The following is a 24,011-nucleotide window of genomic DNA, read 5'->3' as shown; positions in this document are numbered from 1 at the left end:
TCTACCTGATTAACGCAGCCACCCGCTTGACGAACGCAGGATCAGGTTCGGCGTCGAGCCGGGTGCTGTCGGCCTGCACCGTGCCGCTGGCGTCGAGCAGCGCGATGCGGGTGGTGTGGTTGATCTCGCCGCTTTCCAGCATCCGGTACTTGATATTCAGCGTGGCCGCCAGCGCGCGCGTCTGGCTGTCGCCGTCTGCCGCGACCAGCCGGAACTGCGCCGGATCGAGCTGGTGCATCTTCAGCAGGCCGGACAGCGAGGCCGGCGTGTCGTGGCGCGGATCGAGGCTGATCATCAACACCCGCAGCCGCTTGCCGTCGGGCCCCAGCGCGGCCACCGTGCGCTTGAGCGTTTCAATGATCACCGGGCAGGCCGCATGGCAGTCGCCGTAGAACATGGTGACCAGCACCGGCGTGCCCGCCATGTCGTGCAAGGCGAAGTGCTGGCCGGCGGCGTCGGTCAGCGTGGCGTCGAGGCGGTAGATGGAGGTGCCGGGCAGCGCGGCGGACGAGGCCGGCCAGGCGCACACGGGCAGCAGCAGCGCGGCGGCCAGGGCGGCGCGGCGCAGGGAGACGAGGTAGTTCATGGTTTGCTTCCTTGACGTTGAGGGACGGGATCGCGCGCGCAGCGGAATCCCAGGTTGGCGCCGTCCTGCCGCGCTTCCATCGCGGACAGCAGGGCCAGGCGCATCAGCACGGCGTAGTTGCGGCGGTCGGCCAGCGAGACTGCGGCGCCGCCGCAATAGTCGAGCAGTTTTTGATCGCCGCTGGCGCGGCTGTCGGCGTTGACGAACAGGCCGCTGTAGTCCTCGACCCATTCCCACACCAGCCCGTGCAGGTCGTGGATGCCGTAGTAGTTGGCCTGGCCGGCCGCCACGCTGTGCGGCGGCTGCTTGCCGGCGTCGGCATACCAGCCGAGGATGTGGGCCAGCCAGGCCGGGTCGTCGCGGGCGTCGGGCCGATGCTCGTCGGCGGCGGCCGCGAACTCCCATTCATACCAGCGCGGCAGGCGGCCGCCTTCGGAGGCGCAAAACGCCTGCGCGGCGAACCAGCCCACGCGCACCACCGGCGCGTCGGCGGCCAGCGGCGCGTAATCGATGGCGCCGCGCCAGCCGGACAGATAGCTCGGCGCCGCCAGCAACGCCGGTGCCTGCCCGCGTTGCCAGGCCGGCGTGCGCCGCACGAAGTCCGCGTACTCGGCGTTGGTGACCAGCCGGCTGCGCAACAGATAGGGCGCCACCACCGCCGGCGCAGCCACACCGTCGGCCGGCAGCACGCTGCGCAGCATGCCGCCGGCGATGGCGATGTAGCTGGCCTCGCCGGCGTTGGCGCCGCCAGCCAGCGCCGCCAGCATCAGCAGCACGCTGCCGGACGCGGCGCGGGGTTTCATGGCTGGCGTGACCTGCGCATGTCACGCACCTGGGCCGGCGTGACCGCGGGCGTTCCCTTGTTCAGCTCGACGCCGACGTAGTTGATGACGGCCGCGATGTCGTCGTCGCTCAGGTCCTGCGGCGGCATGACGCCGTTGTAATGCTCGCCGTTGACGACGATCTCGCCATTGCGTCCGTTGAGCACGATGTGCGCCATCTCATACGGCCGCTGCTGGAAGAAGTCGGAATTGGCGAGCGGCGGGAACACGCCGGCCACACCCTTGCCGTCCGCCTGGTGGCAGGCCGAGCAGTTGCTGTCATAGACCGCCTTGCCGCGCAGTTGCTGGGCGCGGTCGACGTTGGCCACCACAGGTTTGGCGACCGACGGCGCGGCCTTGGCTGCGGCCGGAACGGCCGTGCCCGCCAACGCCTTCTTGACGCCCTTGCTGTAGATTTCCGGCCGCTCCGGGCCGCTCACCGCCAGCAGGCCGATGGCGCCCTTGTTGAAGGCGCGCGTCAGCGAATGGTCGACCAGGGTCAGGTTGCCCGGCACGCGCGGAACGAATTCGACGATGGTCGAGCCGCCGGCCGGCACCATCGTGGTCTGCACGTTTTCCTGGTACTTGCTGCCGCCCTCGGTGTACACGCGGTCGAAGATGGTGCCGATGATGTGGAAGCTGGACGTGATGTTGGGGCCGCCGACGCCGAAGAACATCCGCACCTTCTCGTTGGCCTTGGCGGTCAGCGCGTTGGCGCCGGTCAGCGCGCCGTCGGCGCCGTTGAACAGCACATAGGTCGGCTTCTCGTCGATGGCCTTCTGCATGTCGAAGCCCTGCACGCCGGGCGTGCGGTAGGCGCCGCTGGTGTAGAAGTCGCCCTGCATCACATAATATTCGCGGTCGACCGGCGCCATGCCTTCCTTGGGCTCGACCAGGATCATGCCGTACATGCCGTTGGCCACGTGCATGCCGACCGGCGCGGTGGCGCAGTGGTACACGTACAGCCCGGGCGACAGCGCCTTGAAGGTGAAGCTGGCTTCGTTGCCGGGCGCGATCAGGGTCTGCGCGGCGCCGCCGCCGGGGCCGGTCACGGCGTGCAGGTCGATATTGTGGGGCAGCTTGTTGTCCGGCAGGTTAAGCAGGTGCAGCTCGACGGTGTCGCCTTCGCGCACCCGTATCATCTTGCCCGGCACGGTGCCGCCGAAGGTCCAGAAGGTGTAGCGGCTGCCGGGCGCGATCTCGCGCTCGACTTCCTCCACCGTCAGGTTGACGACCACCTTGGCCGGCGTCTTGCGGGTGATGGGCGGCGGCAGCAGCGGCGGCGCCAGCAGTTCCTGGGTGATGGTGGGCAGGGTCGGCTCGGCCGCCGTGGCAGGGATCATGGCGAGCACGGCGCTGGCAAGGCCGGCCGCGACCAGTTTCAATTGCGTTTTCATTGTTATGTCGCCTTGTAGTTGCGGGACGCACTCACAGGTGAGTGCGTATCCATGCTAGGGGAAGCAAACGGCAAAATCCTTAACCTGGGTTATCGAATCTGAAGTCCCGGCAAGTTCAGTGCGCGGTGACCAGGAAGTCGATGATGATCTGGCCGGGCACGCGCGACACATACGCCGCCTCGATGCGCGGCCCGTAGCGGTGCTGGATCTGCGCCAGCAGCGGCAGCGGGTCGTGGTCGTTACAGAAGCGCATGATCTCGCCGGGGTTGAGCGCGTCGAGCGCGCCGAAGATGGCCGCGTGGCGCATGCGGCGGGCCACGCCGCGGGCGTCGAAGGGATAGATGCCATCCGGGATGGCGGGCTGGGAACAATCGTGGGACATGGTGGACTCCTAGAATGAGAAAACAGGCGGCGCTAAGCCAGGTCATTCCCGCGAAAGCGGGAATCCATAGAACCTGCCTGGGGCCGTATGGGTTCCCGCTTTCGCGGGAACGACGGAGACGGAGCTAACGGAATCAGGCGCGGTCGGCGGCGACGGCCGCCAGGCGGGCCTTGCCGCGCGTGCTCAGCAGGCGCCAGGCGAACAGCGCCAGGAACAGGGTGCCGATGGCGAACACCACGTCACCGGGCACGCGCATCCAGACCAGGGTTTCCATCAGCTTCGAGTGGATCACCTCCGGCGAGCGGGCGAACCACATGCCGGTGCTGACGCTGGCCCAGGCCTGGTAGATGCCGGCCGGTACCAGCGAGATGAACACCATCATCGCCAGGCCGATGTTCAGGCACCAGAACATCGGTTTCAGCAGCGCGTCGGACCAGGCCAGGCGGTCGCTCAGGCCGCGCAGGCAGAACAGCAGCAGGCCGATGCCCAGCATGCCGTACACGCCAAACAGCGCGGCATGGCCGTGGGCCGCCGTCATGTTCAGGCCCTGCATGTAGTACAGCGCGATCGGGGTGTTGATCGAGAAGCCGAGCAGGCCGGCGCCGACGGTGTTCCAGAAGCCCACCGCGATGAAGCACAGGATCGACCACTTGTAGGTCTGCACCCAGGGCGCGGCCTTGGAGCGCTGGTAGTTGCGCCAGGCTTCGACGCCGATCATCGACAGCGGCACCACTTCCAGCGCCGAGAACATGGCGCCGATGGCGATCACGAAGGTCGGCGTGCCGGTGAAGTACAGATGGTGCAGGGTGCCGAGGATGCCGCCGAACAGGAACACGATGGTTTCCAGCACGATGGCGCTGTTGGCGGTGGACGCGCGGATTAGGCCCAGGCGGGTGAACAGCAGCGCGATCACTGCGGTGGCGAACACTTCAAAGAAGCCTTCGACCCACAGGTGCACCAGCCACCAGCGCCAGTATTCGATCATCGAGTAGTGGGTGTGCCGGCCCCAGGTCAGCGAGGTGGCGTAGAAGCCGCCGATGCACAGCGCGGCCAGGAACACCATGACGATCAGGCCGCGGCTTTCCGATTTTTTGACCAGCGCCGGCCACAGCGCGCGGCCCAGCAGCGTGACCCAGAACAGCAGGCCGACGAACAGCAGGATCTGCCAGATACGGCCCATGCTGGTGAACTCCAGGCCCTGGTTGCCGATCCAGAAGGCAAACGCGGAACCCTTGTGTTGCAGCGAACCGAGCCAGCCCATCGCGGTCGAGCCGACCACGATGAACAGCAGCGCGTAGAACAGCAGGTTGACGCCCAGCTTCTGGAACTTCGGTTCGTGGCCGGAAATGGCCGGCGCGATGTACAGGCCGGTGGCCAGCCAGGCGGTGGCGATCCACAGCACGGCGAACTGGGTGTGGATGGTGCGGCTGACCACGAACGGCAGGATCTGCGCCAGCGGGTAGCCGAAGAAGCTGTGGCCCTCGACCGCGTAGTGGGCGGTGATGACGCCCATGCCCACCTGCGCCAGGATCAGGCCGATGACGACGAAGAAGTATTTTTTGGTCGCCAGCATCGACGGCGTCGGCTTCAGGTTGAACAGCGGATCGGCCTTCGGCGGCACCGGATCGGCTTCCTCCTTGGCGGCCGAATGCACCATCACCATGGCGGCGATGGCGCCTATCATCAGGATCACGCTGGCGATCGACCAGATGCCGGCGCCGGTGCTGGGACGGTTGTCGATCAGCGGCTCGTGCGGCCAGTTGCTGGTGTAGCTCAGGTCGACGGCGCCGGGACGGTCGGTGGAGGCCGCCCAGGCCGACCAGAACACGAAGGCCGGCAAGGCTTTCAGGTCGTCCGGATCGGGCAGCGAATTGGCGTTCATCGCATACTTTTCACGCAGCTGGTCCAGCGCACGGTCGTCGCCGAACAGGCCGGTGTAGTGGCGCGCCACCTCGCGCACGGCGGCGGCACGGTCGGCCGACAGGGTGATGGTGCCGCTAGCCGCGTCATAGGTGTTGCGGCGCATTTCTTCCTTCAGGCGGGCGTTCAGCGCCGCCTGGTTGGCCTTGCTCAGGTCGTCGAAGCGGGCGCCGAAGTCGCGCTGGGCCCAGATCTGGCGCAGCGCCAGCGCTTCGCGGTGCAGCCAGTCGGCCGACCAGTCGGGCGCGACATAGCTGCCGTGGCCCCAGACGGTGCCGAGCTGCTGGCCGCCGGCCGACAGCCAGGCTTGCTGGCCGCGGTCGACCTGGCCTTCGTCGAACAGGACGGTGCCGTCGACGCTGGTGATGTGTTTGGGGATGGGCGGCGCGGTCAGGTAGATCTCCGCGCCCACCCAGCCGAGGACGGCGAAGGAGAGGGCGCAGATGACGGCGAGCCAGGTCCAGAGCTTGCGTGTGGCGTGCATGGCATGGTTCCTTAAGTTGGCGTATGGGATGAGGCGCGAGGCGGTGATGACCGGATCGACGGAGCCGATTCTAGGCGCGGCGTTTAAACATGTATATTCGATCCCAGTTTTTCATGATCTAAGTTATGAACAAATATTTACGATGCATGAATAATGGCGCTGCCATCTCCGCTGGAGCAAAAACTGGAGCAGACCATGCGCCTGACCGCCTTTACCGATTACACCCTGCGCACCCTGATCTACCTGGCCGGCCAGCCTGAGCGGCTGGTCACCATCACCGAAATCGCCGACCACCACGGCATGTCCAAGCACCACCTGACCAAGGTGGTGTACCAGCTCGGCTTGACCGGGGTGATCCGCACCGTCCGTGGCCGCCACGGCGGCATCGCGCTGGCGCGGGCGCCGGCGGCGATTAGCATCGGCGCCGTGGTGCGCGCCAGCGAGCCGGATTTTTACATGGCCGACTGTTTCGACCCGCGCCGGGCCAGCTGCGTGCACGCCGGCCGCTGCTGCGTGCAGGGCATGCTGGGGCAGGCGGTGCACGCCTACCTGGCCGCGCTGGACGCGGTCACGCTGGCCGACCTGACGTGCGCGGCCGGCGCGCCGGAGGCCGTGGCGGCCTAGTTCTTTCGGCCTAGGCCGCTAGCCTGATTGCCTTGCCGCTTTGGCCGTCCTGCCGATAGTCGGAGCGGACCGCGCCGCTTAAGCTGATGCCATCCCCATGTCCGTCAGGAGATTGAAAGTGTCTAACAATAACAAGGCCGTCCGGGTACTGGCCAGCAGCACCCTGTCGTTCACGATCTGTTTCGCGATCTGGATGATGTTCGCCGTGCTCGGCATCCCCATCAAGAAGATGCTGGGCCTGAACGAAACCGAATTCGGCCTGCTGGCCGCCATGCCCGTGCTGAGCGGCTCGCTGGTGCGGGTCCCGCTGGGCATCTGGTGCGACAAGTACGGCGGCCGCATCGTGTTCTTCCTGCTGATGCTGGCCACCGTGCCGGCCATCTACCTGGTTGGCCTGGCCACCGCCTACTGGCAGTTCCTGGTGCTGGGCCTGTTCATCGGCCTGGCCGGCGGCTCGTTCTCGGTCGGTACGCCGTATGTGGCGCGCTGGTTCTCGCGCGAGCGGCGCGGCCTGGCGATGGGCATCTTCGGCGCCGGCAACTCCGGTTCGGCGCTGACCAAGTTCGTCGCGCCGGCCATCATCGCCGGCTGGGGCTGGCAAGCGCTGCCCACCGTGTACGCGGTGGCCATGCTGGTCACGGCGCTGCTGTTCTGGGCGTTCTCGGCCACCGACCCGTCACACCAGAGCGGCGCCAGCGTGCCGTTCGCCGAGCAGCTCAAGGTGCTCAAGGACCGCCGCGTATGGCGCTACTGCCAGTACTACTCGGTGGTGTTTGGCGGCTACGTCGGCCTGGCGCTGTGGATGACCAAATACTACGTCGGCGAATACGGCTTCGACCTGCGCCTGGCGGCGCTGCTGGCGGCCTGCTTCTCGCTGCCGGGCGGCGTGCTGCGCGCGCTGGGCGGCTGGATCGCCGACCGCTACGGCGCCTACAAGGTCACGTGGTGGGTGATGTGGGTGTGCTGGGTGTGCTTCTTCCTGCTGTCCTATCCGCCCACCGCGATGACCGTCAAGACCACCCACGGCGACCTGCAGCTGCAGCTGGCGCTGACGCCATGGATGTTCACCGCGCTGTTGTTCGTGGTCGGCACCGCGATGGCGATCGGCAAGGCCTCGGTCTTCAAATTCATCGGCGACGACTTCAGCGACAACATCGGCGCCGTGTCCGGCGTGGTCGGCCTGGCCGGCGGCCTGGGTGGTTTCGTGCTGCCGATCATGTTCGGCGCGCTGCTGGACCTGACTGGCGTGCGCTCCAGCGCCTTCATGCTGTTGTACGGCACGGTCTGCGTATCGCTGATCTGGATGCATTACTCGTTCCGCCCCACGGCGGCGCCGCAGCCGCTGGCCGGCGCGGCCGTCGCCTGAGCTAACACCCTTCTAGGAGAAAATGATGAGCAAATACATGATTAACACGTGGGAGCCCGAAAGCCCCTCGTTCTGGGGCAGCGGCGGCAGCAGCACCGCCAACCGCAACCTGTGGATCTCGATCCCCGCGCTGGCGCTGGCGTTTGCCGTGTGGATGGTGTGGAGCGTGGTGGTGGTCAACCTGCCGGCCATCGGCTTCCAGTACAGCACCAACCAGCTGTTCTGGCTGACGGCGCTGCCCGGCCTGTCCGGCGCCACGCTGCGGATTTTCTATTCCTTCATGGTACCCATCTTCGGCGGCCGGAAGTGGACCACCATCTCCACCGCCTCGCTGCTGATCCCGGCAATCGGCATCGGCTTCGCGGTGCAGGATGTCACCACCGGCTATCCGACCATGCTGGTGCTGGCCCTGCTGTGCGGTTTCGGCGGCGGCAACTTCGCCTCGTCGATGGCCAACATCAGCTTTTTCTTCCCCAAGGCGCAGAAGGGCTACGCGCTGGGCATGAACGCCGGCCTGGGCAACCTGGGCGTGTCGGCGGTGCAGTTCGTGGTGCCGCTGGTGATCACCGCCGGCGTGTTCGGCAGCCTGGGCGGCGAAGCCCAGAGCGCCACCAAGGCTGGCCAGACCACCACGCTGTGGTTGCAGAACGCCGGTTTCATCTGGGTGCCGTTCATCGCCGTCAGCAGCCTGCTGGCGTGGTTCGGCATGAACGACCTGGCCTCGGCCAAGGCCTCGTTCGCCGACCAGGCGGTGATCTTCAAGCGCAAGCATAACTGGCTGATGTGCTGGCTCTACACCGGCACCTTCGGCTCCTTCATCGGTTACTCGGCCGGCTTCCCGCTGCTGATCAAGACCCAGTTCCCGGACGTCAATCCATTGCAATACGCCTTCCTCGGCCCCTTGGTCGGTGCGCTGGCGCGCGTGGTGGGCGGCATCATTGCCGACAAGCTGGGCGGCGCCCGCGTCACCGTCTGGACCTTTGCCGCCATGATCGCGGCGGTGTTCGGCGTCATCACCTTCCTGCCGCACGGCGGCACGGGCGGCAGCTTCAACGGCTTCTTCTGGATGTTCATGCTGCTGTTCGCCGGCACCGGCGTCGGCAACGCGTCGACCTTCCGCATGATCCCGGTGATCTTCATGACCGAGCGCCAGCGCGCGGCCGCCGGCAAGCCGGCCGCCATGCAGCAGCAAGCCATCATCGACGCCAACAAGGAGGGCGCGGCGGTGCTGGGCTTCACCTCGGCGGTGGCGGCCTACGGCGCCTTCTTCATCCCCAAGAGCTATGGCACCTCGATCGCCATGACCGGCGGGCCGGACGCCGCGCTGTGGTGCTTCATTACGTTCTACGTCAGCTGCATCGCCATTACCTGGTGGTGCTACGCCCGCAAGAACGCGGCCATGCCTTGCTGAACGGAGCCCGACCATGCCATCCGCCCGAGTGATCGCGCTGACGCCGTCGGTGGAGTTCGACGCCGCGCTGGTGCGCAAGTTGAACCAGATGGGACCGCGCTACACCTCCTATCCGACCGCCGACCGCTTCGACGGCGGCTTCGGCGCCGCGCAGTACCGGGGCGCCGTCGCCGGCGTCGACCCGGCGGCGCCGCTGTCGCTGTATGTCCACATCCCGTTTTGCGCCTCGCTGTGCTACTACTGCGGCTGCAACAAGATCATCACCCAGGACCGCGACAAGGCGGTGGAATACCTGGACTACCTGTACCACGAGATCGCGCTGCAGGGCGATGTGCTGGGCAGCCGGCGGCGGGTCGACCAGTTGCACTTCGGCGGCGGCACGCCGACCTACCTGAGCGACGCGCAGATGGACGAACTGCTGGCCACGCTGCGCGGCCAATTCGATTTCGCGCCGGACGAGGAGGGCGAGTTCTCGATCGAGGTCGACCCGCGCACGGTGACGCCGGCGCGCATCGCCACGCTGCGCCGGCAGGGCTTCAACCGCATCAGCCTGGGCATCCAGGACTTCGATCCGGCGGTGCAGCAGGCGGTCAACCGCATCCAGTCCTACGAGGAGACGATGGAAGTGCTGCGGGCCGCGCGCGACTGCGGCTTCCGTTCCATCAGCGTCGACCTGATCTACGGCCTGCCGCTGCAAAGCGTGGCCAGCTTCGGGCCGACGCTGGACAAGATCGTCGCCGCGCGGCCGGACCGCATCGCCATCTACAACTACGCCCACATGCCGCAGCTGTTCAAGTCGCAGCGCCTGATCAACAGCGCCGACCTGCCGGACGCGGAAACCAAGCTGGCCATGCTGGGCCTGTGCATCGAGCGCCTGACGGCGGCCGGCTATGTCTACATCGGCATGGACCACTTCGCGCTGCCGGACGACGACCTGGCGCGCAGCCAGCGCGAAGGCAAGTTGCAGCGCAATTTCCAGGGCTATTCCACCCATGCCGACGCGCCGATGGTGGCGCTGGGCGTGTCGGCCATCAGCGCGGTCGGCGCCAGCTACAGCCAGAACGAGAAGTCCCTGTCGGCCTATTACGAGCGGCTGGACCGGGGCGAGCTGCCGATCGCGCGCGGCATCGTGCTCAGCGCCGACGACCTGCTGCGGCGCGCCGTGATCTGCCAGCTGATGTGCGACTTCGAACTGGACTACGCCAGCCTGCCGCTGCCGCAGGGGACCGCCGCCACCGAATACTTCGCCGACGCGCTGGAACGCCTGAAGCCGCTGGAGGAGCAGGGCTTGCTGTGCACAGGCAGCAAGGGCTTGCGCGTGAAGATGCGCGGCCGCCTGCTGATACGCAATATCTGCATGGCCTTCGACAGCTACCTGCACGCGCCGCCGGTGGAGGGCCCGCAGCCGACGCGCTATTCGCGCACCATCTGAGGCGAGATCATGGAAAAAAACAAAATCAAGGTACAGACTTTCCTGGCGCGGGTGCCGCTGTTCAACTCCATGGGACCGGAAGAACTGGCGCGCATCGCGCTTGGCACCACCGAGGTGCGGGTCGAGCGGGGCGGCATGATCTTCCAGCGCGGCGACCCGTGCGTGGGCTTCCACCAGGTGCTGTATGGACAGGTCAAGCTGGCGTTCACCTCGCTGGCGGGCGGCGAGAAGGTGATCGAGCTGATCGGGCCGGGGCAGAGCTTTGGCGAGGCCCTGATGTTCATGGGCAGCCCCTACATCGTCTCGGCCCAGGCCACCGAGGACACGCTGCTGCTGCACGTGGCCAAGCCGGCGATCTACCGCGAAATCCACAACGATCCTGAATTCGCCTGCAAGATGCTGGCCGGCCTGAGCCAGCGCATGCACGGCCTGATGTGCGACATGGAGTCGTTCTCGCTGCGCTCCGGCACCCAGCGCGTGGCCGGCTACCTGCTCAAGGAATTGCACGAGGAAGAAGGCGGCCTGCTGACGCTGCCGGCCACCAAGGCGGTGCTGGCCTCGCGCCTGAACCTGACGCCCGAACATTTTTCGCGCATCCTGGCCGATCTGTGCACGCAGCAGATGATCACCTTCAAGGGCCGCAAGGTCAATATTCTCGACGTGCCGGCCTTGCGCCGCTGCGCCGCCTGAAGGACGCTTATGCAAGACCTCGAAAAATTCGTCAGCGGCTTCAGCCGTTTCCAGCAGCAGTACTTCAACAACGACGACAGCCCCTACGGCAGCCTGCGCGCCGGCCAGCGCCCGCGCACCCTGCTGATAGGCTGCTGCGATTCGCGGGTCGATCCGGTGCTGCTGACCGGCAGCGATCCGGGCGACATCTTCGTGGTGCGCAATATCGCCAACCTGGTGCCGCCGTGCACGCCCACGGCGTCGGCCGGTGTCAGTTCGGCGATCGAGTTTGCCGTCTGCGAGCTGGAGGTGGAGCGCGTGATCGTGCTGGGCCATGCGGGCTGCGGCGGCATCCGCGCGCTGCTGGCGCCGCGTCCGGCGCAGCGCGAGACTGATTTTGTCGGCCAGTGGATGCGCATCGCCGAGCCGGTGGCGCAGCGCGTGCGGCGCGACCTGGCCCATCGCGGCAGCGCCGAGCAGCACCACGCCTGCGAGCTGGCCAGCATCCTGCTGTCGTTGGATAATCTGCTGACCTATCCATGGCTCAAGCGCCGCGTCGACGAGGGCAAGCTGAAGCTGCACGGCTGGTATTTCGACCTGCAGAGCGGGGCGCTGATGGCCTATTCGCCGCGCCGCCAGCAATTCCTGCCGCTGGTGTGCCCGCTGACGGCGCGCGAGGCCATGACGGCCTAGCGCGGGATCAAAGCGCAGCCGTCGTTCCCGCGCAGGCGGGAACCCATACTTCGCGGCCGTTCATGCGGCGTATGGATTCCCGCGTGCGCGGGAATGACGACAAATTGGCGACTATTTCGAACTGTCCTTGGGTTTCGGATCCGGCGCGTTCAGGCCGAAGCTTTCCCAGCCCTCGCCGGAACCCATACTTCGCGGCTGTTCATGCGGCGTGTGGATTCCCGCGTGCGCGGGAATGACGACAAATTGGCGACTATTTCGAGCTGTCCTTGGGTTTCGGATCCGGCGCGTTCAGGCCGAAGCTTTCCCAGCCCTCGCCGAACAGTTCGTACGGATGCTGGCTGCGGTCCGCGCCGTTCCCGCAGATCATGGCGTTGGCGGGGCAGTAGCGGTCGCAGCCCCAACAGATCAGCTCGGGCTTGGCTGGGCGCAGCGGAAAGATCTTGGCCATATCAGGCGTAGCTCATCAAGTCGCCGCTGCGGTCGAACGCCAGGAAGCGCTCCATGTCCCCTTGCTGGATGGCGCCCAGCATCTTGTTCAGCGCGGCGTCGGTCTGCTGCGGGTCGGGCAGGCGTCCTTCCTTGCCGGACAGGGTGGTGATCAGCAGCACATCCCAGGGCTGGCCCATGCCCTGGGCTTCCTCCGCCAGATTGGCAAACGTGTCGAGCTCGCCGACCTGCTTGTCCACGCACATGACCGGCACCAGCGTGCTGCGGTCCGGCGCGTCGGGATCCGGCTCGGCCAGCGCGAAGGCCAGCAGCAGGCGCTGCGGCTGCGGCTGCAGGGCGGCGGCGATCAGCAATTCTTCAAATGTGGCGATATTCATATTCTTTCCTCGATGGTCGGTGGTCCAGGCTGTATGTATAACCCGTGCCGGTCCAGCTGCCCATTGCCATGAATGACTAGTAGGGGTAGTCAGTTTGCCTTAGATCCGCGCCGCAATTCCATGACTCAGATTAAGGACTGGCGCGCGGACGGCGGCGAATAATGTTCGCGTGGCCCGTACGGCGGCCGCGTTGAAAGGACAAAGATGAAAAGCTTGATCGATCGCCCGGCATATCTGCTGGCGCTGGTGCTGACCGCCGGCGCCGCTGGCGTCATGCTGAAAAATTACGGCTCGGCCTACACCGGGCCGCTGGCGCCGGCCTACGCCGCGCACTGCGATGCGGCGGCGGAGCAGCACGGCCCGGCGGGGCGCGCCATCGAAGGGCAGATCCGTTACGACAGCGGGCTGGTGCTGCGCTACTACAGCCTGGACGCCATGTTTGCCCAACTGGGCGCGATGGAACAGCCGGGCATGGTGCGCGGCGTCTACGTACGCGGCGCCGACGGCCGCTGGCTGGCCGCGGCGGGCGCCCGCTACGGCCGCCGCGAGCGGGACGCCTCCGCGTCCTTGCTGGCTTACTCCGGCAGCGCCGCCGAGACAGAGCACGGCCGCCTGTTCAGCTACCGTGAATTGCTGGCCACCTGCGCCGGCGGCGATTGCTCGCGCGATCGCTGAACTAGTCACTTCGGCATAGTCCGCCTAGTCCTTCTCGCGCCGGGCGGCCACCATCTTGCCGATTCACACCAGGCGCCGCGCTGCTTAGACTGCAATCATCGTCGAGTCCATGCATGTTGCATGCGACCGCATGCCCGGCAGGCGCCGGGTGCAAGTTAGGAGGCAGCATGAGTCACTTTCTGGATCGCCTGAAGTTCTTCAATAAGACGGTATCGACCTTTTCCGACGGCCACGGCGCCGTCGTGCACGAGGACCGCACCTGGGAAAACGCCTACCGCCAGCGCTGGCAGCATGACAAGATCGTGCGCTCCACGCACGGCGTCAACTGCACCGGCTCCTGCAGCTGGAAGGTGTATGTGAAGAACGGGCTGATCACCTGGGAAACGCAACAGACCGATTATCCGCGCACCCGTCCCGACCTGCCCAACCACGAGCCGCGCGGCTGCCCGCGCGGCGCCAGCTATTCGTGGTACGTGTATTCGGCCCAGCGGGTCAAGTACCCGATGGTGCGCGGCCGCCTGATGGAAATGTGGCGCGAAGCGCGTAAGACCATGGACCCGGTCACCGCCTGGGACTACATCAGCCAGAACCCTGAACGCGCCGCGCTGTACAAGTCGGTGCGCGGCCTGGGCGGCTTCGTGCGCGCCACCTGGGACGAGAGCAACGAGATGATCGCCGCCGCCAACGCGCTGACGATCGAGAAATACGGCCCGGACCGCATCGTCGGCTTCTCGCCGATTCCCGCCATGTCCATGGTCAGCTACGCGGCCGGCACGCGCTACCTGTCGCTGATCGGTGGCGTGGCCCTGAGCTTCTACGACTGGTACTGCGACCTGCCGCCAGCCAGCCCGCAGGTGTGGGGCGAGCAGACCGACGTGCCGGAATCGGCCGACTGGTACAACTCGACCTACCTGATGGTGTGGGGCTCGAACGTGCCGATGACCCGCACCCCCGACGCCCACTTCTACACCGAGGTGCGCTACAAGGGCACCAAGACGGTGGCGGTGTCGTCCGACTTCGGCGAGATGGCCAAGTTCGGCGACATCTGGCTGGCGCCCAAGCAGGGCACCGACGCCGCGCTGGCGATGGCCATGGGCCACGTGATCCTGAAGGAATACCACACCTCGCACCAGTCGGCCTACTTCAAGGAATACGCCAAGCAGTACACCGACTTCCCGATGCTGGTGCTGCTCAAGGAACAGAACGGCACCCTGGCGCCGGAATACTTCCTGCGCGCCTCCCACCTGGCCAACAACCTCGACGAGACCAACAACCCGGACTGGAAAACCCTGGTCATCGACGAAGCCAGCGGCCGCATCGTGGCGCCGGCCGGTTCGATCGGCTTCCGCTGGGGCGAGTCCGGCAAGTGGAACCTGGAAATGAAAGAGGGCGGCAACGGCGCGCCGGTCGATCCGCTGCTGTCGCTGATCGGCTGCAGCGACGAGGTGCTGCCGGTCGGCTTCGCCTACTTCGGCGGCAAGGACGCCAGCGACCTGTTGATGCGCAACGTACCGGTCAAGCGCCTGACGCTGGCCGACGGCAGCTCCGCGCTGGTCGCCACCGTGTTCGACCTGACGATGGCCAACTACGGCATCGACCGTGGCCTGGGCGGCGGCAACGTCGCCACCAGCTACGAGCACGACGTGCCTTACACTCCGGCCTGGCAAGTCAAGCACACCGGCGTCAAGGCTGCCGATGTGATCACCGTGGCCCGCCAGTTCGCAGAGAACGCCGACCAAACTCGTGGCAAGAGCATGGTCATTGTCGGCGCCGCGCTGAACCACTGGTACCACATGGACATGACCTATCGCGGCATCATCAACATGTTGATGATGTGCGGCTGCGTCGGTCAATCGGGCGGCGGCTGGGCGCACTACGTGGGCCAGGAAAAGCTGCGTCCGCAAACCGGCTGGACGCCGCTGGCGTTCGCCCAGGATTGGAACCGTCCGATGCGCCAGATGAACGGCACCTCGTTCTTCTACAACCACACCAGCCAGTGGCGCCACGAGAAGCTGCACACCGAGGAAATCGCCTCGCCAACGGCCGGCGACGACGTCGCACCGATGACGCTGCTGGACTACAACGCCAAGGCCGAGCGCCTGGGCTGGCTGCCATCGGCGCCGCAGCTGCAGACCAATCCGCTGGAAGTGACCCGTGCGGCAGCCGCAGCCGGCGTCAACCCTATCGACTACGCGGTCAGCCAGATCAAGGACAAGAAACTGGAATTCTCCTGCGACGATCCGGACAATCCCGCCAACTTCCCGCGCAATATGTTCGTGTGGCGCTCCAACATCCTGGGCAGCTCGGGCAAGGGCCACGAGTACTTCCTGAAGTATTTGCTGGGCACGCAGAACGCGCTGATGAGCGACGAGGACCACTGCATCAAGCCGCGCGACGTCAAGGTGCGTCCAGCCGCCGAAGGCAAGCTGGACCTGCTGGTGGTGCTGGACTTCCGCATGTCCACCACCTGCCTGTACGGCGACATCGTGCTGCCGACCGCCACCTGGTACGAGAAGGACGACCTGAACACGTCCGACATGCACCCGTTCATCCACCCCTTGTCGGAAGCGGTGCAGCCGCTGTGGCAGTCGAAGTCGGACTGGGAAATCTACAAGGGCATCGCTAGGAAGTTCGAGGAAATCGGCGGCGCCTATCTCGGCACCCAGCAGGATCTGGTGCTGACCCCGCTGATGCACGATACCCCGGGCGAACTGGGCCAACCGTTCGATCCCAAGGACTGGCGCGCCGGCGAGTGCGAACCAGTGCCGGGCAAGACCATGCCCAACTTCACCGTGATCGAGCGCGACTACACCAAGATTTACCAGAAGTTCACCTCGATCGGCCCGCTGCTGGAGAAAATCGGCAACGGCGGCAAGGGCATCAGCTGGAAGACCGGCCATGAGGTCGAGGTCCTGCGCGGCATCAACCGCACGGTGACGGCACCGGGCGTCGCCCAAGGCCAGCCGCGCCTGGATACCGCCATCGACGCGGCTGAAATGATCCTGTCGCTGGCGCCGGAAACCAACGGCCACGTGGCGGTCAAGGCCTGGGATGCGCTGTCCAAGATCACCGGACGCGACCACACCCACCTGGCGCTGCCACGCGAGCACGACAGCATCCGCTTCCGCGACGTGCAGGCCCAGCCGCGCAAGATTATCTCCTCGCCGACCTGGTCGGGTCTGGAGTCGGAAGAGGTCAGCTACAACGCCTGCTACACCAACGTGCATGAACTGATCCCCTGGCGCACGCTGACCGGCCGCCAGCAGTTCTACCAGGATCACCGCTGGATGCGTGATTTTGGCGAGGGTTTGTGTGTGTACAAGCCGGCGATCAACACCAAGACCACGGCGGCCATGCTGGGCGCCCAGCCGAACGGCAACAAGGAGATCGCGCTGAACTTCATCACGCCGCACCAGAAGTGGGGTATCCACTCCACGTACTCGGACAACCTGCGCATGCTTACGCTGTCGCGCGGCGGTCCGCACGTGTGGCTGTCGGAGACCGACGCCAAGGCGGCCGGCATCGTCGACAACGACTGGATCGAGGTATTCAACGTCAACGGTACGCTGACCGCCCGCGCCATCGTCAGCCAGCGGGTGCCGGAAGGGATGACGCTGATGTACCACGCACAGGAAAAGATCATCAACGTGCCCGGCGCGGAGATGTCGGGCAAGCGGGGCGGTATCCACAACTCGGTGACGCGCGCCGTCACCAAGCCGACCCACATGATCGGCGGTTACGCGCAGCTGTCGTGGGGCTTCAACTACTACGGCACGGTCGGTTCCAACCGCGATGAATTCGTGTTGGTGCGCAAGATGAACAAGGTCGACTGGCTGGAAGGTCCGTTGAAAGAAAAGACTGGGAGCAAAGCATGAAAATTCGCGCACAAATCGGCATGGTGCTGAACCTGGACAAGTGCATCGGCTGCCACACCTGCTCGGTCACCTGCAAGAACGTGTGGACCAGCCGTGACGGTGTCGAGTACGCCTGGTTCAACAACGTCGAGACCAAGCCCGGCATTGGCTATCCTAAGGAATGGGAAAACCAGGACAAGTGGAACGGCGGCTGGCGCCGCACCGACGCCGGCAAGATCGAGCCGCGCCAGGGCAGCCGCCTGAAGATCCTGGCGCAGATTTTCGCCAACCCCAACCTGCCGCAGATCGACGAGTACTACGAGCCGTTCACCTACGACTACGAGCGCCTGCAGAACGCGCCGCTGTCGGAGACGCCGCCGACCGCCCGTCCGATCTCCGTCCTGACCGGCAAGAAGATGGACAAGATCGAGTGGGGGCCGAACTGGGAGGACGACCTGGGCGGCGAATTCGCCCAGCGCAGCCAGGACAAGCTGTTCGACAATATGCAGAAGGAGATGTACGGCACCTTCGAGAACACCTTCATGATGTACCTGCCGCGCCTGTGCGAGCATTGCCTCAACCCGACCTGCGTCGCCTCCTGCCCGTCGGGCTCGGTGTACAAGCGCGAGGACGATGGCATCGTGCTGATCGACCAGGACAAGTGCCGCGGCTGGCGCATGTGCATCTCCGGCTGCCCGTACAAGAAGATCTACTACAACTGGTCGTCCGGCAAGGCCGAGAAGTGCACCTTCTGCTACCCGCGCATCGAGGCGGGCCAGCCCACCGTGTGCTCGGAAACCTGCGTCGGCCGCATCCGCTACCTCGGCGTGCTGCTGTATGACGCCGACAAGATCGAACAGGCGGCCTCGGTGGCCGATCCGCGCGACCTGTATCCGTCGCAGCTGGGCCTGTTCCTCGATCCGCACGATCCGGCCGTGATCGACGAGGCGCGCCGCCAGGGCATCCCGGACTCGTGGCTGGAATCGGCCAAGCGTTCGCCGGTGTACAAGATGGCGGTGGAGTGGAAGGTGGCGTTCCCGCTGCATCCGGAATACCGCACGCTGCCGATGGTGTGGTACATCCCGCCGCTGTCGCCGATCCAGGCCGCCGCCGAATCCGGCCGCATGGGCAAGAACGGCATCCTGCCGGACACCGCCAGCCTGCGCATTCCGGTGCAATACCTGGCCAACCTGCTGACGGCGGGCGACCAGCAGCCGGTGATCCGCGCGCTGGACCGCATGCTGGCGATGCGCGCCTATATGCGCAGCAAGCATGTGGCGGCGACGCCGGACCTGGAGGTGCTCAAGCAGGTCGGGCTGGAGCCGGAGATGGTCGAGGACATGTACCACATCATGGCCATCGCCAATTACGAGGACCGCTTCGTGATTCCAAACAGCCACAAGGAGATGGCCGAGGACAGCTTCAACGAGAAGGGCAGCTGCGGCTTCAGCTTCGGCAACGGTTGCTCGGACGGCGTCAGCGACGCCAGCCTGTTCGGCAAACGCAAGCATGGTTCGGAGATCTTCATCTCGATGCCGAAATCGCGTAAGAAAAAGGAGAACCTCGATGTCTGATCATGACCACACCGGCGCCAGCGCCGGCGACGGCGCCTTCGGCTACAGCGTGCTGTCGGCCCTGCTGCTGTACCCGGAGCCGGAGCTGCTGGCCGAGCTGCCGGAGCTGGAGCAGCGCTTGCGCGACAGGCTGCCGCAGTGGCATGCGGCGGTGGCGGAGCTGCTGGCGCACCTGCGCCGCACCGCGCTGATCGACCTGCAGCTGCAGTATGTGACGACGTTCGACCGCAACCCGTCGCACTCGCTGCACTTGTTCGAGCACATCCACGGCGAATCGCGCGACCGCGGCCAGGCCATGGTCGACCTGATGGCCGAGTACAGCAAGCACGGCCTTCAAATGGTCGGCAACGACCTGCCGGACTACGTGCCGCTGTTCCTGGAGTTCCTGTCGCAGCTGGAGAACGAACAGGCCGAGCGCATGCTGGGCGACGCCATCCATGTGCTGGCCTACATCGGCCGCAAGCTGCGCGCCAACGGCAGCCCGTACGCGGGCCTGTTCGACCTGCTGCAGACCCTGTCGCCGGTGGCGGCAGAGGAACTGAGCGAGCCGCCGGTGCGCGACATGGACGAGGCGCTGGAAACCTTCGGCCCCGGCGCCGACGGCATCGAACCGCTGCTGGCGCCCACGCTGGCCGGCGGCGCACATCCGGTCCATTTTTATCCGAAGGCGGCGGCGCCACAGCGTCATTGAGGAGCACACCATGAACTACGTAAATCAATTTTTATTCGGCATCTATCCCTATATCGCGCTGGCGATTTTCCTGGTCGGCAGCCTGATCCGCTTCGACCGCGAGCAGTACAGCTGGAAGTCCGAGTCCAGCCAGACGCTCAACAGCGGCATGCTGCGGCTGGGCAGTCCGCTGTTCCACATCGGCGTGCTGGGCCTGTTCTTTGGCCACATGGCCGGCCTGCTGACCCCGGTGTGGGTGTGGGACACGCTGGGCGTCACCCACGGCGCCAAGCAGCTGGTGGCGATGGTGGCCGGCGGCGTGATGGGCTCGCTGTGCCTGGTCGGCCTGCTGATGCTGGTCGCGCGCCGCCTGAGCAACGAGCGGGTGCGGGCCCGCAGCACCTTCAAGGACAAGCTGGTGCTGGGGTGGCTGCTGGCCACCTTGCTGCTCGGCCTGTCCTCGATCTTCGCCTCGGCCTCGCACCTCGACGGCCATATGATGGTTCAGCTGATGACTTGGGCGCAGCACGTGGTCACGCTGCGCGGCGACGCCGCCGGCTTCATCGAGGACGCGCCGCTGGTGTTCAAGCTGCATCTGTTCATGGGCATGTCGCTGTTCGCGATCTTCCCGTTCACCCGCCTGGTGCACGTGTGGAGCGGCTTCGGCGCCGTCACCTACCTGAGCCGCGCCTATCAACTGGTGCGTCCACGCTAAGGAGAAGATCATGGGTATCGCAGTGAACGGCGTCGACATCGACGACAGCGCCATCGCGGCGGAACTGCCGCACCAGGCGCAGGCGGACAACCCGCTGCGCCAGGCGGTGCACGAGGTGGTGCTGCGCACCGTGTTGTTGCAGGAGGCGGACCGGCTGGGCATCGCCGGCACCGACGACGACCAGCGCATCGAAGCCCTGTTTGCGCAGGAGGTCACGGTGCCGGAAACGGACGAAGCCAGCTGCCTGCGCTACTACCTGAGCAAGGCTCAGCGCTTCCGCAGCGGCGACCTGGTCGAGGCGCGCCACATCCTGTTCCAGGTGACGCCGGCGGCGCCGCTGGAGCTGCTGCGCCAGACGGCCGAGCTGATCCTGGCGGAGCTGCAGGCGCGGCCGGAGCGGTTCGAGGAGCTGGCGCGCCAGTATTCGAACTGCCCGTCGGGCGCGGTCGGCGGCAGCCTGGGCCAGCTGGCGCGCGGCCAGTGCGTGGCGGAATTCGACGAATTGTTGTTCAGGTTGCAACCGGGCGAGCTGGCCGGGCGCCTGCTGGAGACCCGCTTCGGCCTGCACATCGTGCAGGCGCGGCGGCGGGGGGAGGGCGCGGTGGTGCCGTTTGCCGCCGTCCAGGCCCAGATCGCCGACGAGCTGCGCCGCCAGTCGTGGCAGCGCGCCTTGCACCAGTACCTGCACATCCTGGTGGGCCGGGCCGACATCGCCGGCGTGGAGCTGGAGGGCGCGCAGTCGCCGCTGGTGCAGTAGATAAGTGGTCGTTCCCGCGAAAGCGGGAATCCATGCGTCGTGGCTGGAGCAGGCGGCCTATGGGTTCCCGCCTGCGCGGGAACGACGGGGGCTATCTAGTCATTTCGGACTAGGCCCGCTAAGCCGTCATGCCCAGTGGCAGGGCGCTTGCCGGCCGCTACAATGACATCACAACCATCATGACAGGAGAGCGACGATGTTAAGCGACCGTTTTGGTCGATCGATCGACTATCTGCGGGTGTCGGTCACGGATCGCTGCGATCTGCGCTGTACCTATTGCATGCCCAAGGACTTCAAGGGCTACGAGGACCCGCCCGACTGGCTCACTTTCGACGAGATCGAGCGGGTGGTGGCCGCCTTCGCCCGCCTGGGCACCACGCGCGTGCGCCTCACCGGCGGCGAGCCGCTGACCCGCCGCAACCTGCCGCAACTGGCGACCCGCCTGTCCAGCCTGGACGGCGTGCGCGACCTGTCGCTGTCGACCAACGGCACCCGGCTGGCGCGCCACGCCGAGGCGCTGGCCGCTTCCGGCATCACCCGCGTCAACGTCAGCCTCGATACGCTGGACCGCGAATGCATGGCCGGCATCACCGGGCGCGACTGCCTGCCGGCCGTGCTGGACGGCTTGCAGGCCGCCAAGGCGGCGGGGCTGGCGCCGATCAAGATCAATATGGTGGCCATGCGCGGCGTCAACGATGCCGAGATCGAGGCGATGGCCGCCTTCTGCATTGAACAACATTTCGTGCTGCGCCTGATCGAAGTCATGCCCATGGGCGAGACCGGCCGCAACACCTCCTACCTGAACCTGGCGCCGGTGCAGCAGCGGCTGGCCGAGAAATTCCAGCTGGTGCCGCAGGCGCTGGAGCTGGGCGGCGGGCCGGCGCGCTACTGGTCCACCGCCGACGGCAGCGCCAGCATCGGCTATATCACGCCGCTGTCGCAGCATTTCTGCGCCACCTGCAACCGGGTGCGGCTGGCGGTGGACGGCACCCTGTACCTGTGCCTGGGCCAGGAGCAGCAATATCCGCTGGCCCCGCTGTTGCGCGGTGGCGCCAGCGACGCCGAACTGGAGCAGGCGATCCGCGAGGCCATCGAACTCAAGCCCCAGCAGCATGACTTCGGGCGGGAACCGACCAAGATCGTGCGCTTCATGTCGCAGACCGGCGGTTAGATGGGCAAGCCGGGCGTGTATACTCAGCCGTTGTCACAGATACCAGGAGTTGCCATGTTGAAGCCAGGACTGTTCGCCGGTTGGCAGAAACTGTCGACCCGCATCGTCGGCCTGTTGCTGGGTTTTCTTGCGATCGCGCTGGTCGTGATCGGTTCGACGCTGCTGTTGTCCTGGCAGCTGGAGGGCAGCGCCGCCGCCATCAACGTGGCCGGCAGCCTGCGCATGGACAGCTACCGCCTGGCGCTGCTGGCCGCGCAGCACGACGGCGGCGCGGCCGACAGCCGGCAGCTGGGCGAGCAACTGGCGCGGATGGAGCGCACGCTGGATCAGTTGCGCCGGGGCGATCCGCAACGGCCGCTGTTCCTGCCGCCGACCGCGGCGATCCGCGGCGCCTATGCCGAGGTGCAGCAGCAATGGCAGGCCGAGCTGGCCCCGCCGGTGCGCGGCCTGCTGGCGGCCGGCCCGCGCGACGGCGCCCAACAGAAATTGATCCGTGAGCGCAGCGAGCAGTTTGTCCAGCGCGTCGACCAGCTGGTGCACCGCATCGAGCGCGACAGCGAAAGCCGCACCTTCTGGCTGCGCGCCTCGCAACTGCTGTTGCTGGCGCTGGCCCTGGTGGGCACGGTCAGCATCATCTACCTGCTGTTCGACATGATCGTCGCGCCGGTGACGCGGCTGCAGGGCGGCATCGAGCGCATGCGCGAGCAGGATTTCAGCGTGCGGCTGGAGGTCGACAGCAACGACGAGTTCGGACAGCTGGCGCATGGTTTCAACCAGATGGCCGACAAGCTGCAGGATTCCTACAGCAACCTGGAACAGCGGGTCCAGCTCAAGACAAGCGAGCTGGAACTGCAGAACCGCGAACTGGCGCTGCTGTACGACGTCGCCTCCTTCCTGCAGCAGCCGCAGGCGGCCGAACCCCTGTGCCAGGGCTTCCTGCAGCGCATCAGCGAATATTTCCGCGCCGACGGCGGCTCGGTGCGCATCCTGGACCCGCTGCGCGGCAACCTGCACATGCTGGTGCACCAGGGGATCTCGGAGCAGCTGGTCGAGGGCGAGCGCTGCCTGAAGGTGGGCGAGTGCCTGTGCGGCGAGGCGGTGGTCAGCAAGCTGGCGGTGATCCACGACCTGCGGCGCCGCGACGGCGGCCACATGCTGCAATGCCACCGCGAGGGCTTCGCCACGATTTCGATCTTCCACATTTTCGCGCAGCGCCAGCACATGGGCTTTTTCAACCTGCACTTCCGCACCCCGACCACGTTTACGGCGGCCCAGACGGCGCTGCTGGAAACGCTGGGCCAACTGCTGGGGACGGCGATCGAGAACCAGCGCCTGCAGGGACGCGAGCGCGAGCTGGCCATTTCGGAAGAGCGCAACCTGGTCGCCCAGGGCCTGCACGACAGCATCGCCCAGGGCTTGAACTTCCTCAATCTGCAGGTGCAGATGCTGGAGCAGTCGCTGCAGCGCCAGCGCATGGACGAGGTGGAGAGCATCGTGCCGGCCCTGCGCGCCGGCGTCGAGGAGAGCTACCAGGATGTGCGCGAGCTGTTGCACAACTTCCGCACCCGGCTGCAGGAGGGCAACCTGGTGACGTCGCTGGAGACGGTGGTCGACAAGTTCCGGCGCCAGAGCGGCATCGCGGTCGATTTCAGCGCCGATTCCGACGGCGCGCCGTTCCCGCGCGAGCATCAGCTGCAATTGCTGTTCATCGTGCAGGAGGCGCTGTCGAACGTGCGCAAGCACGCGTCAGCCAGCCAGGTGTGGGTGCGGCTGACGGACGAGCAGGACTTCGCGCTCAGCGTCAAGGACAACGGCCACGGCTTCGACCTGGCGGCGCTGGAGACCCAGGGCGAAGCCCATGTCGGCGTCAACATCATGCGCGAGCGCGCCCAGCGCATCGCCGCGCAGTTGCAACTGCGGTCGGCGCCGGGCGCCGGCACCGAGGTGCTGCTGCGCCTGCCGCGCGCCCAGCGCCGCGCGGCCTAA

Annotated in this window: 21 protein-coding genes; 14 read left to right on the top strand and 7 right to left on the bottom strand. The window is 66.3% G+C overall.

Going from position 1 to position 24,011, the window contains the following annotated elements; all coding sequences use genetic code 11:
• Position 1 precedes the first annotated feature (1 nt).
• The 5 genes from ACEN9O_RS27045 to ACEN9O_RS27025 form a co-directional block, all read right to left on the bottom strand.
• Positions 2 to 586: an SCO family protein gene (locus ACEN9O_RS27045; RefSeq protein ID WP_495614882.1), complete on the bottom strand. Its 585-nt coding sequence runs from the start codon at positions 584 to 586 to the stop codon at positions 2 to 4.
• Positions 583 to 1,389 (bottom strand): formylglycine-generating enzyme family protein, encoded by an 807-nt coding sequence (locus ACEN9O_RS27040; RefSeq protein WP_495614881.1) that lies wholly within the window; start codon positions 1,387 to 1,389, stop codon positions 583 to 585. The genes ACEN9O_RS27045 and ACEN9O_RS27040 overlap by 4 nt, the downstream gene beginning before the upstream one ends.
• Positions 1,386 to 2,804, bottom strand: a complete 1,419-nt coding sequence (gene nirK, locus ACEN9O_RS27035) for a copper-containing nitrite reductase (protein ID WP_495614880.1) — start codon at positions 2,802 to 2,804, stop codon at positions 1,386 to 1,388. The genes ACEN9O_RS27040 and nirK overlap by 4 nt, the downstream gene beginning before the upstream one ends.
• A gap of 115 nt (positions 2,805 to 2,919) precedes the next feature.
• Positions 2,920 to 3,186 carry a DUF2249 domain-containing protein gene (locus ACEN9O_RS27030; RefSeq protein ID WP_495614879.1) on the bottom strand — a complete coding sequence of 89 codons (267 nt, stop codon included), beginning with the start codon at positions 3,184 to 3,186 and terminating at the stop codon, positions 2,920 to 2,922.
• Between the two features lie 133 nt (positions 3,187 to 3,319).
• On the bottom strand, positions 3,320 to 5,590 hold the full coding sequence (locus tag ACEN9O_RS27025) for a nitric-oxide reductase large subunit (RefSeq protein WP_495614878.1): 2,271 nt from the start codon (positions 5,588 to 5,590) through the stop codon (positions 3,320 to 3,322).
• A gap of 153 nt (positions 5,591 to 5,743) precedes the next feature.
• Here ACEN9O_RS27025 and ACEN9O_RS27020 point away from each other — a divergent pair, with 153 nt between their 5' ends.
• The 6 genes from ACEN9O_RS27020 to ACEN9O_RS26995 all read left to right on the top strand — a co-directional run bounded on the left by ACEN9O_RS27020 (position 5,744) and on the right by ACEN9O_RS26995 (position 11,785).
• The gene (locus ACEN9O_RS27020) at positions 5,744 to 6,214 is read left to right on the top strand and encodes an RrF2 family transcriptional regulator (protein ID WP_495614877.1); all 471 of its coding nucleotides are present in this window, start codon (positions 5,744 to 5,746) and stop codon (positions 6,212 to 6,214) included.
• Between the two features lie 97 nt (positions 6,215 to 6,311).
• Complete coding sequence (locus ACEN9O_RS27015) at positions 6,312 to 7,580, top strand: MFS transporter (RefSeq protein WP_495614876.1); 1,269 nt, start codon at positions 6,312 to 6,314, stop codon at positions 7,578 to 7,580.
• 25 nt (positions 7,581 to 7,605) lie between these two features.
• Positions 7,606 to 8,991, top strand: coding sequence for a NarK family nitrate/nitrite MFS transporter (locus ACEN9O_RS27010; protein WP_495618547.1), 1,386 nt, complete (start codon positions 7,606 to 7,608; stop codon positions 8,989 to 8,991).
• Positions 8,992 to 9,004: 13 nt separating this feature from the next.
• Complete coding sequence (gene hemN / locus ACEN9O_RS27005) at positions 9,005 to 10,423, top strand: oxygen-independent coproporphyrinogen III oxidase (protein ID WP_495614875.1); 1,419 nt, start codon at positions 9,005 to 9,007, stop codon at positions 10,421 to 10,423.
• Positions 10,424 to 10,432: 9 nt separating this feature from the next.
• The gene (locus tag ACEN9O_RS27000; protein WP_495614874.1) at positions 10,433 to 11,113 is read left to right on the top strand and encodes a Crp/Fnr family transcriptional regulator; all 681 of its coding nucleotides are present in this window, start codon (positions 10,433 to 10,435) and stop codon (positions 11,111 to 11,113) included.
• A gap of 9 nt (positions 11,114 to 11,122) precedes the next feature.
• Positions 11,123 to 11,785 (top strand): carbonic anhydrase, encoded by a 663-nt coding sequence (locus ACEN9O_RS26995; protein WP_495614873.1) that lies wholly within the window; start codon positions 11,123 to 11,125, stop codon positions 11,783 to 11,785.
• 250 nt (positions 11,786 to 12,035) lie between these two features.
• On the opposite strand, the gene ACEN9O_RS26990 is transcribed toward ACEN9O_RS26995, so the two are convergent.
• A complete protein-coding gene (locus ACEN9O_RS26990) occupies positions 12,036 to 12,233 on the bottom strand; it encodes a DUF3079 domain-containing protein (protein ID WP_495614872.1) in 198 nt (65 codons plus the stop codon).
• 1 nt (position 12,234) lies between these two features.
• Positions 12,235 to 12,609: a hypothetical protein gene (locus ACEN9O_RS26985; protein WP_495614871.1), complete on the bottom strand. Its 375-nt coding sequence runs from the start codon at positions 12,607 to 12,609 to the stop codon at positions 12,235 to 12,237.
• A 204-nt stretch (positions 12,610 to 12,813) separates the two neighbouring features.
• Here ACEN9O_RS26985 and ACEN9O_RS26980 point away from each other — a divergent pair, with 204 nt between their 5' ends.
• The 8 genes from ACEN9O_RS26980 to ACEN9O_RS26945 all read left to right on the top strand — a co-directional run bounded on the left by ACEN9O_RS26980 (position 12,814) and on the right by ACEN9O_RS26945 (position 24,011).
• Positions 12,814 to 13,284 carry a hypothetical protein gene (locus ACEN9O_RS26980; protein ID WP_495614870.1) on the top strand — a complete coding sequence of 157 codons (471 nt, stop codon included), beginning with the start codon at positions 12,814 to 12,816 and terminating at the stop codon, positions 13,282 to 13,284.
• Between the two features lie 167 nt (positions 13,285 to 13,451).
• Entirely contained in the window at positions 13,452 to 17,159 is a 3,708-nt protein-coding gene (locus tag ACEN9O_RS26975) for a nitrate reductase subunit alpha (protein ID WP_495614869.1), read from the top strand.
• The gene (gene narH / locus ACEN9O_RS26970; protein ID WP_495614868.1) at positions 17,156 to 18,712 is read left to right on the top strand and encodes a nitrate reductase subunit beta; all 1,557 of its coding nucleotides are present in this window, start codon (positions 17,156 to 17,158) and stop codon (positions 18,710 to 18,712) included. The genes ACEN9O_RS26975 and narH overlap by 4 nt, the downstream gene beginning before the upstream one ends.
• Positions 18,705 to 19,403, top strand: a complete 699-nt coding sequence (gene narJ / locus ACEN9O_RS26965) for a nitrate reductase molybdenum cofactor assembly chaperone (protein WP_495614867.1) — start codon at positions 18,705 to 18,707, stop codon at positions 19,401 to 19,403. The genes narH and narJ overlap by 8 nt, the downstream gene beginning before the upstream one ends.
• Before the next feature lie 10 nt (positions 19,404 to 19,413).
• The gene (gene narI / locus ACEN9O_RS26960; RefSeq protein WP_495614866.1) at positions 19,414 to 20,097 is read left to right on the top strand and encodes a respiratory nitrate reductase subunit gamma; all 684 of its coding nucleotides are present in this window, start codon (positions 19,414 to 19,416) and stop codon (positions 20,095 to 20,097) included.
• A 10-nt stretch (positions 20,098 to 20,107) separates the two neighbouring features.
• Positions 20,108 to 20,854, top strand: a complete 747-nt coding sequence (locus ACEN9O_RS26955; protein ID WP_495614865.1) for a peptidylprolyl isomerase — start codon at positions 20,108 to 20,110, stop codon at positions 20,852 to 20,854.
• Positions 20,855 to 21,050: 196 nt separating this feature from the next.
• Positions 21,051 to 22,025 carry a GTP 3',8-cyclase MoaA gene (gene moaA, locus ACEN9O_RS26950; RefSeq protein ID WP_495614864.1) on the top strand — a complete coding sequence of 325 codons (975 nt, stop codon included), beginning with the start codon at positions 21,051 to 21,053 and terminating at the stop codon, positions 22,023 to 22,025.
• A 54-nt stretch (positions 22,026 to 22,079) separates the two neighbouring features.
• On the top strand, positions 22,080 to 24,011 hold the full coding sequence (locus ACEN9O_RS26945; protein WP_495614863.1) for a type IV pili methyl-accepting chemotaxis transducer N-terminal domain-containing protein: 1,932 nt from the start codon (positions 22,080 to 22,082) through the stop codon (positions 24,009 to 24,011).

It is taken from the genome of Duganella sp. Dugasp78 (genome assembly GCF_059491455.1).
The sequence above is the reverse complement of the archived record's forward strand: the minus strand, read 5'-3'. Positions and strand labels throughout refer to the sequence as shown.

What these genes read in the sequence shown, in the direction of transcription:
- ACEN9O_RS27025 (WP_495614878.1), bottom strand. Translation starts at nt 5,590, where the DNA reads ATGCACGCCACACGCAAGCTCTGGACCTGGCTCGCCGTCATCTGCGCC.
- ACEN9O_RS27020 (WP_495614877.1), top strand. Translation starts at nt 5,744, where the DNA reads ATGGCGCTGCCATCTCCGCTGGAGCAAAAACTGGAGCAGACCATGCGC.
- ACEN9O_RS26990 (WP_495614872.1), bottom strand. Translation starts at nt 12,233, where the DNA reads ATGGCCAAGATCTTTCCGCTGCGCCCAGCCAAGCCCGAGCTGATCTGT.
- ACEN9O_RS27045 (WP_495614882.1), bottom strand. Translation starts at nt 586, where the DNA reads ATGAACTACCTCGTCTCCCTGCGCCGCGCCGCCCTGGCCGCCGCGCTG.
- ACEN9O_RS26955 (WP_495614865.1), top strand. Translation starts at nt 20,108, where the DNA reads ATGGGTATCGCAGTGAACGGCGTCGACATCGACGACAGCGCCATCGCG.
- narH (WP_495614868.1), top strand. Translation starts at nt 17,156, where the DNA reads ATGAAAATTCGCGCACAAATCGGCATGGTGCTGAACCTGGACAAGTGC.
- ACEN9O_RS26985 (WP_495614871.1), bottom strand. Translation starts at nt 12,609, where the DNA reads ATGAATATCGCCACATTTGAAGAATTGCTGATCGCCGCCGCCCTGCAG.
- ACEN9O_RS27010 (WP_495618547.1), top strand. Translation starts at nt 7,606, where the DNA reads ATGAGCAAATACATGATTAACACGTGGGAGCCCGAAAGCCCCTCGTTC.
- ACEN9O_RS26995 (WP_495614873.1), top strand. Translation starts at nt 11,123, where the DNA reads ATGCAAGACCTCGAAAAATTCGTCAGCGGCTTCAGCCGTTTCCAGCAG.
- ACEN9O_RS26980 (WP_495614870.1), top strand. Translation starts at nt 12,814, where the DNA reads ATGAAAAGCTTGATCGATCGCCCGGCATATCTGCTGGCGCTGGTGCTG.
- narJ (WP_495614867.1), top strand. Translation starts at nt 18,705, where the DNA reads ATGTCTGATCATGACCACACCGGCGCCAGCGCCGGCGACGGCGCCTTC.
- hemN (WP_495614875.1), top strand. Translation starts at nt 9,005, where the DNA reads ATGCCATCCGCCCGAGTGATCGCGCTGACGCCGTCGGTGGAGTTCGAC.
- ACEN9O_RS27030 (WP_495614879.1), bottom strand. Translation starts at nt 3,186, where the DNA reads ATGTCCCACGATTGTTCCCAGCCCGCCATCCCGGATGGCATCTATCCC.
- ACEN9O_RS27000 (WP_495614874.1), top strand. Translation starts at nt 10,433, where the DNA reads ATGGAAAAAAACAAAATCAAGGTACAGACTTTCCTGGCGCGGGTGCCG.
- moaA (WP_495614864.1), top strand. Translation starts at nt 21,051, where the DNA reads ATGTTAAGCGACCGTTTTGGTCGATCGATCGACTATCTGCGGGTGTCG.
- ACEN9O_RS27015 (WP_495614876.1), top strand. Translation starts at nt 6,312, where the DNA reads ATGTCCGTCAGGAGATTGAAAGTGTCTAACAATAACAAGGCCGTCCGG.
- ACEN9O_RS27040 (WP_495614881.1), bottom strand. Translation starts at nt 1,389, where the DNA reads ATGAAACCCCGCGCCGCGTCCGGCAGCGTGCTGCTGATGCTGGCGGCG.
- ACEN9O_RS26945 (WP_495614863.1), top strand. Translation starts at nt 22,080, where the DNA reads ATGTTGAAGCCAGGACTGTTCGCCGGTTGGCAGAAACTGTCGACCCGC.
- ACEN9O_RS26975 (WP_495614869.1), top strand. Translation starts at nt 13,452, where the DNA reads ATGAGTCACTTTCTGGATCGCCTGAAGTTCTTCAATAAGACGGTATCG.
- narI (WP_495614866.1), top strand. Translation starts at nt 19,414, where the DNA reads ATGAACTACGTAAATCAATTTTTATTCGGCATCTATCCCTATATCGCG.
- nirK (WP_495614880.1), bottom strand. Translation starts at nt 2,804, where the DNA reads ATGAAAACGCAATTGAAACTGGTCGCGGCCGGCCTTGCCAGCGCCGTG.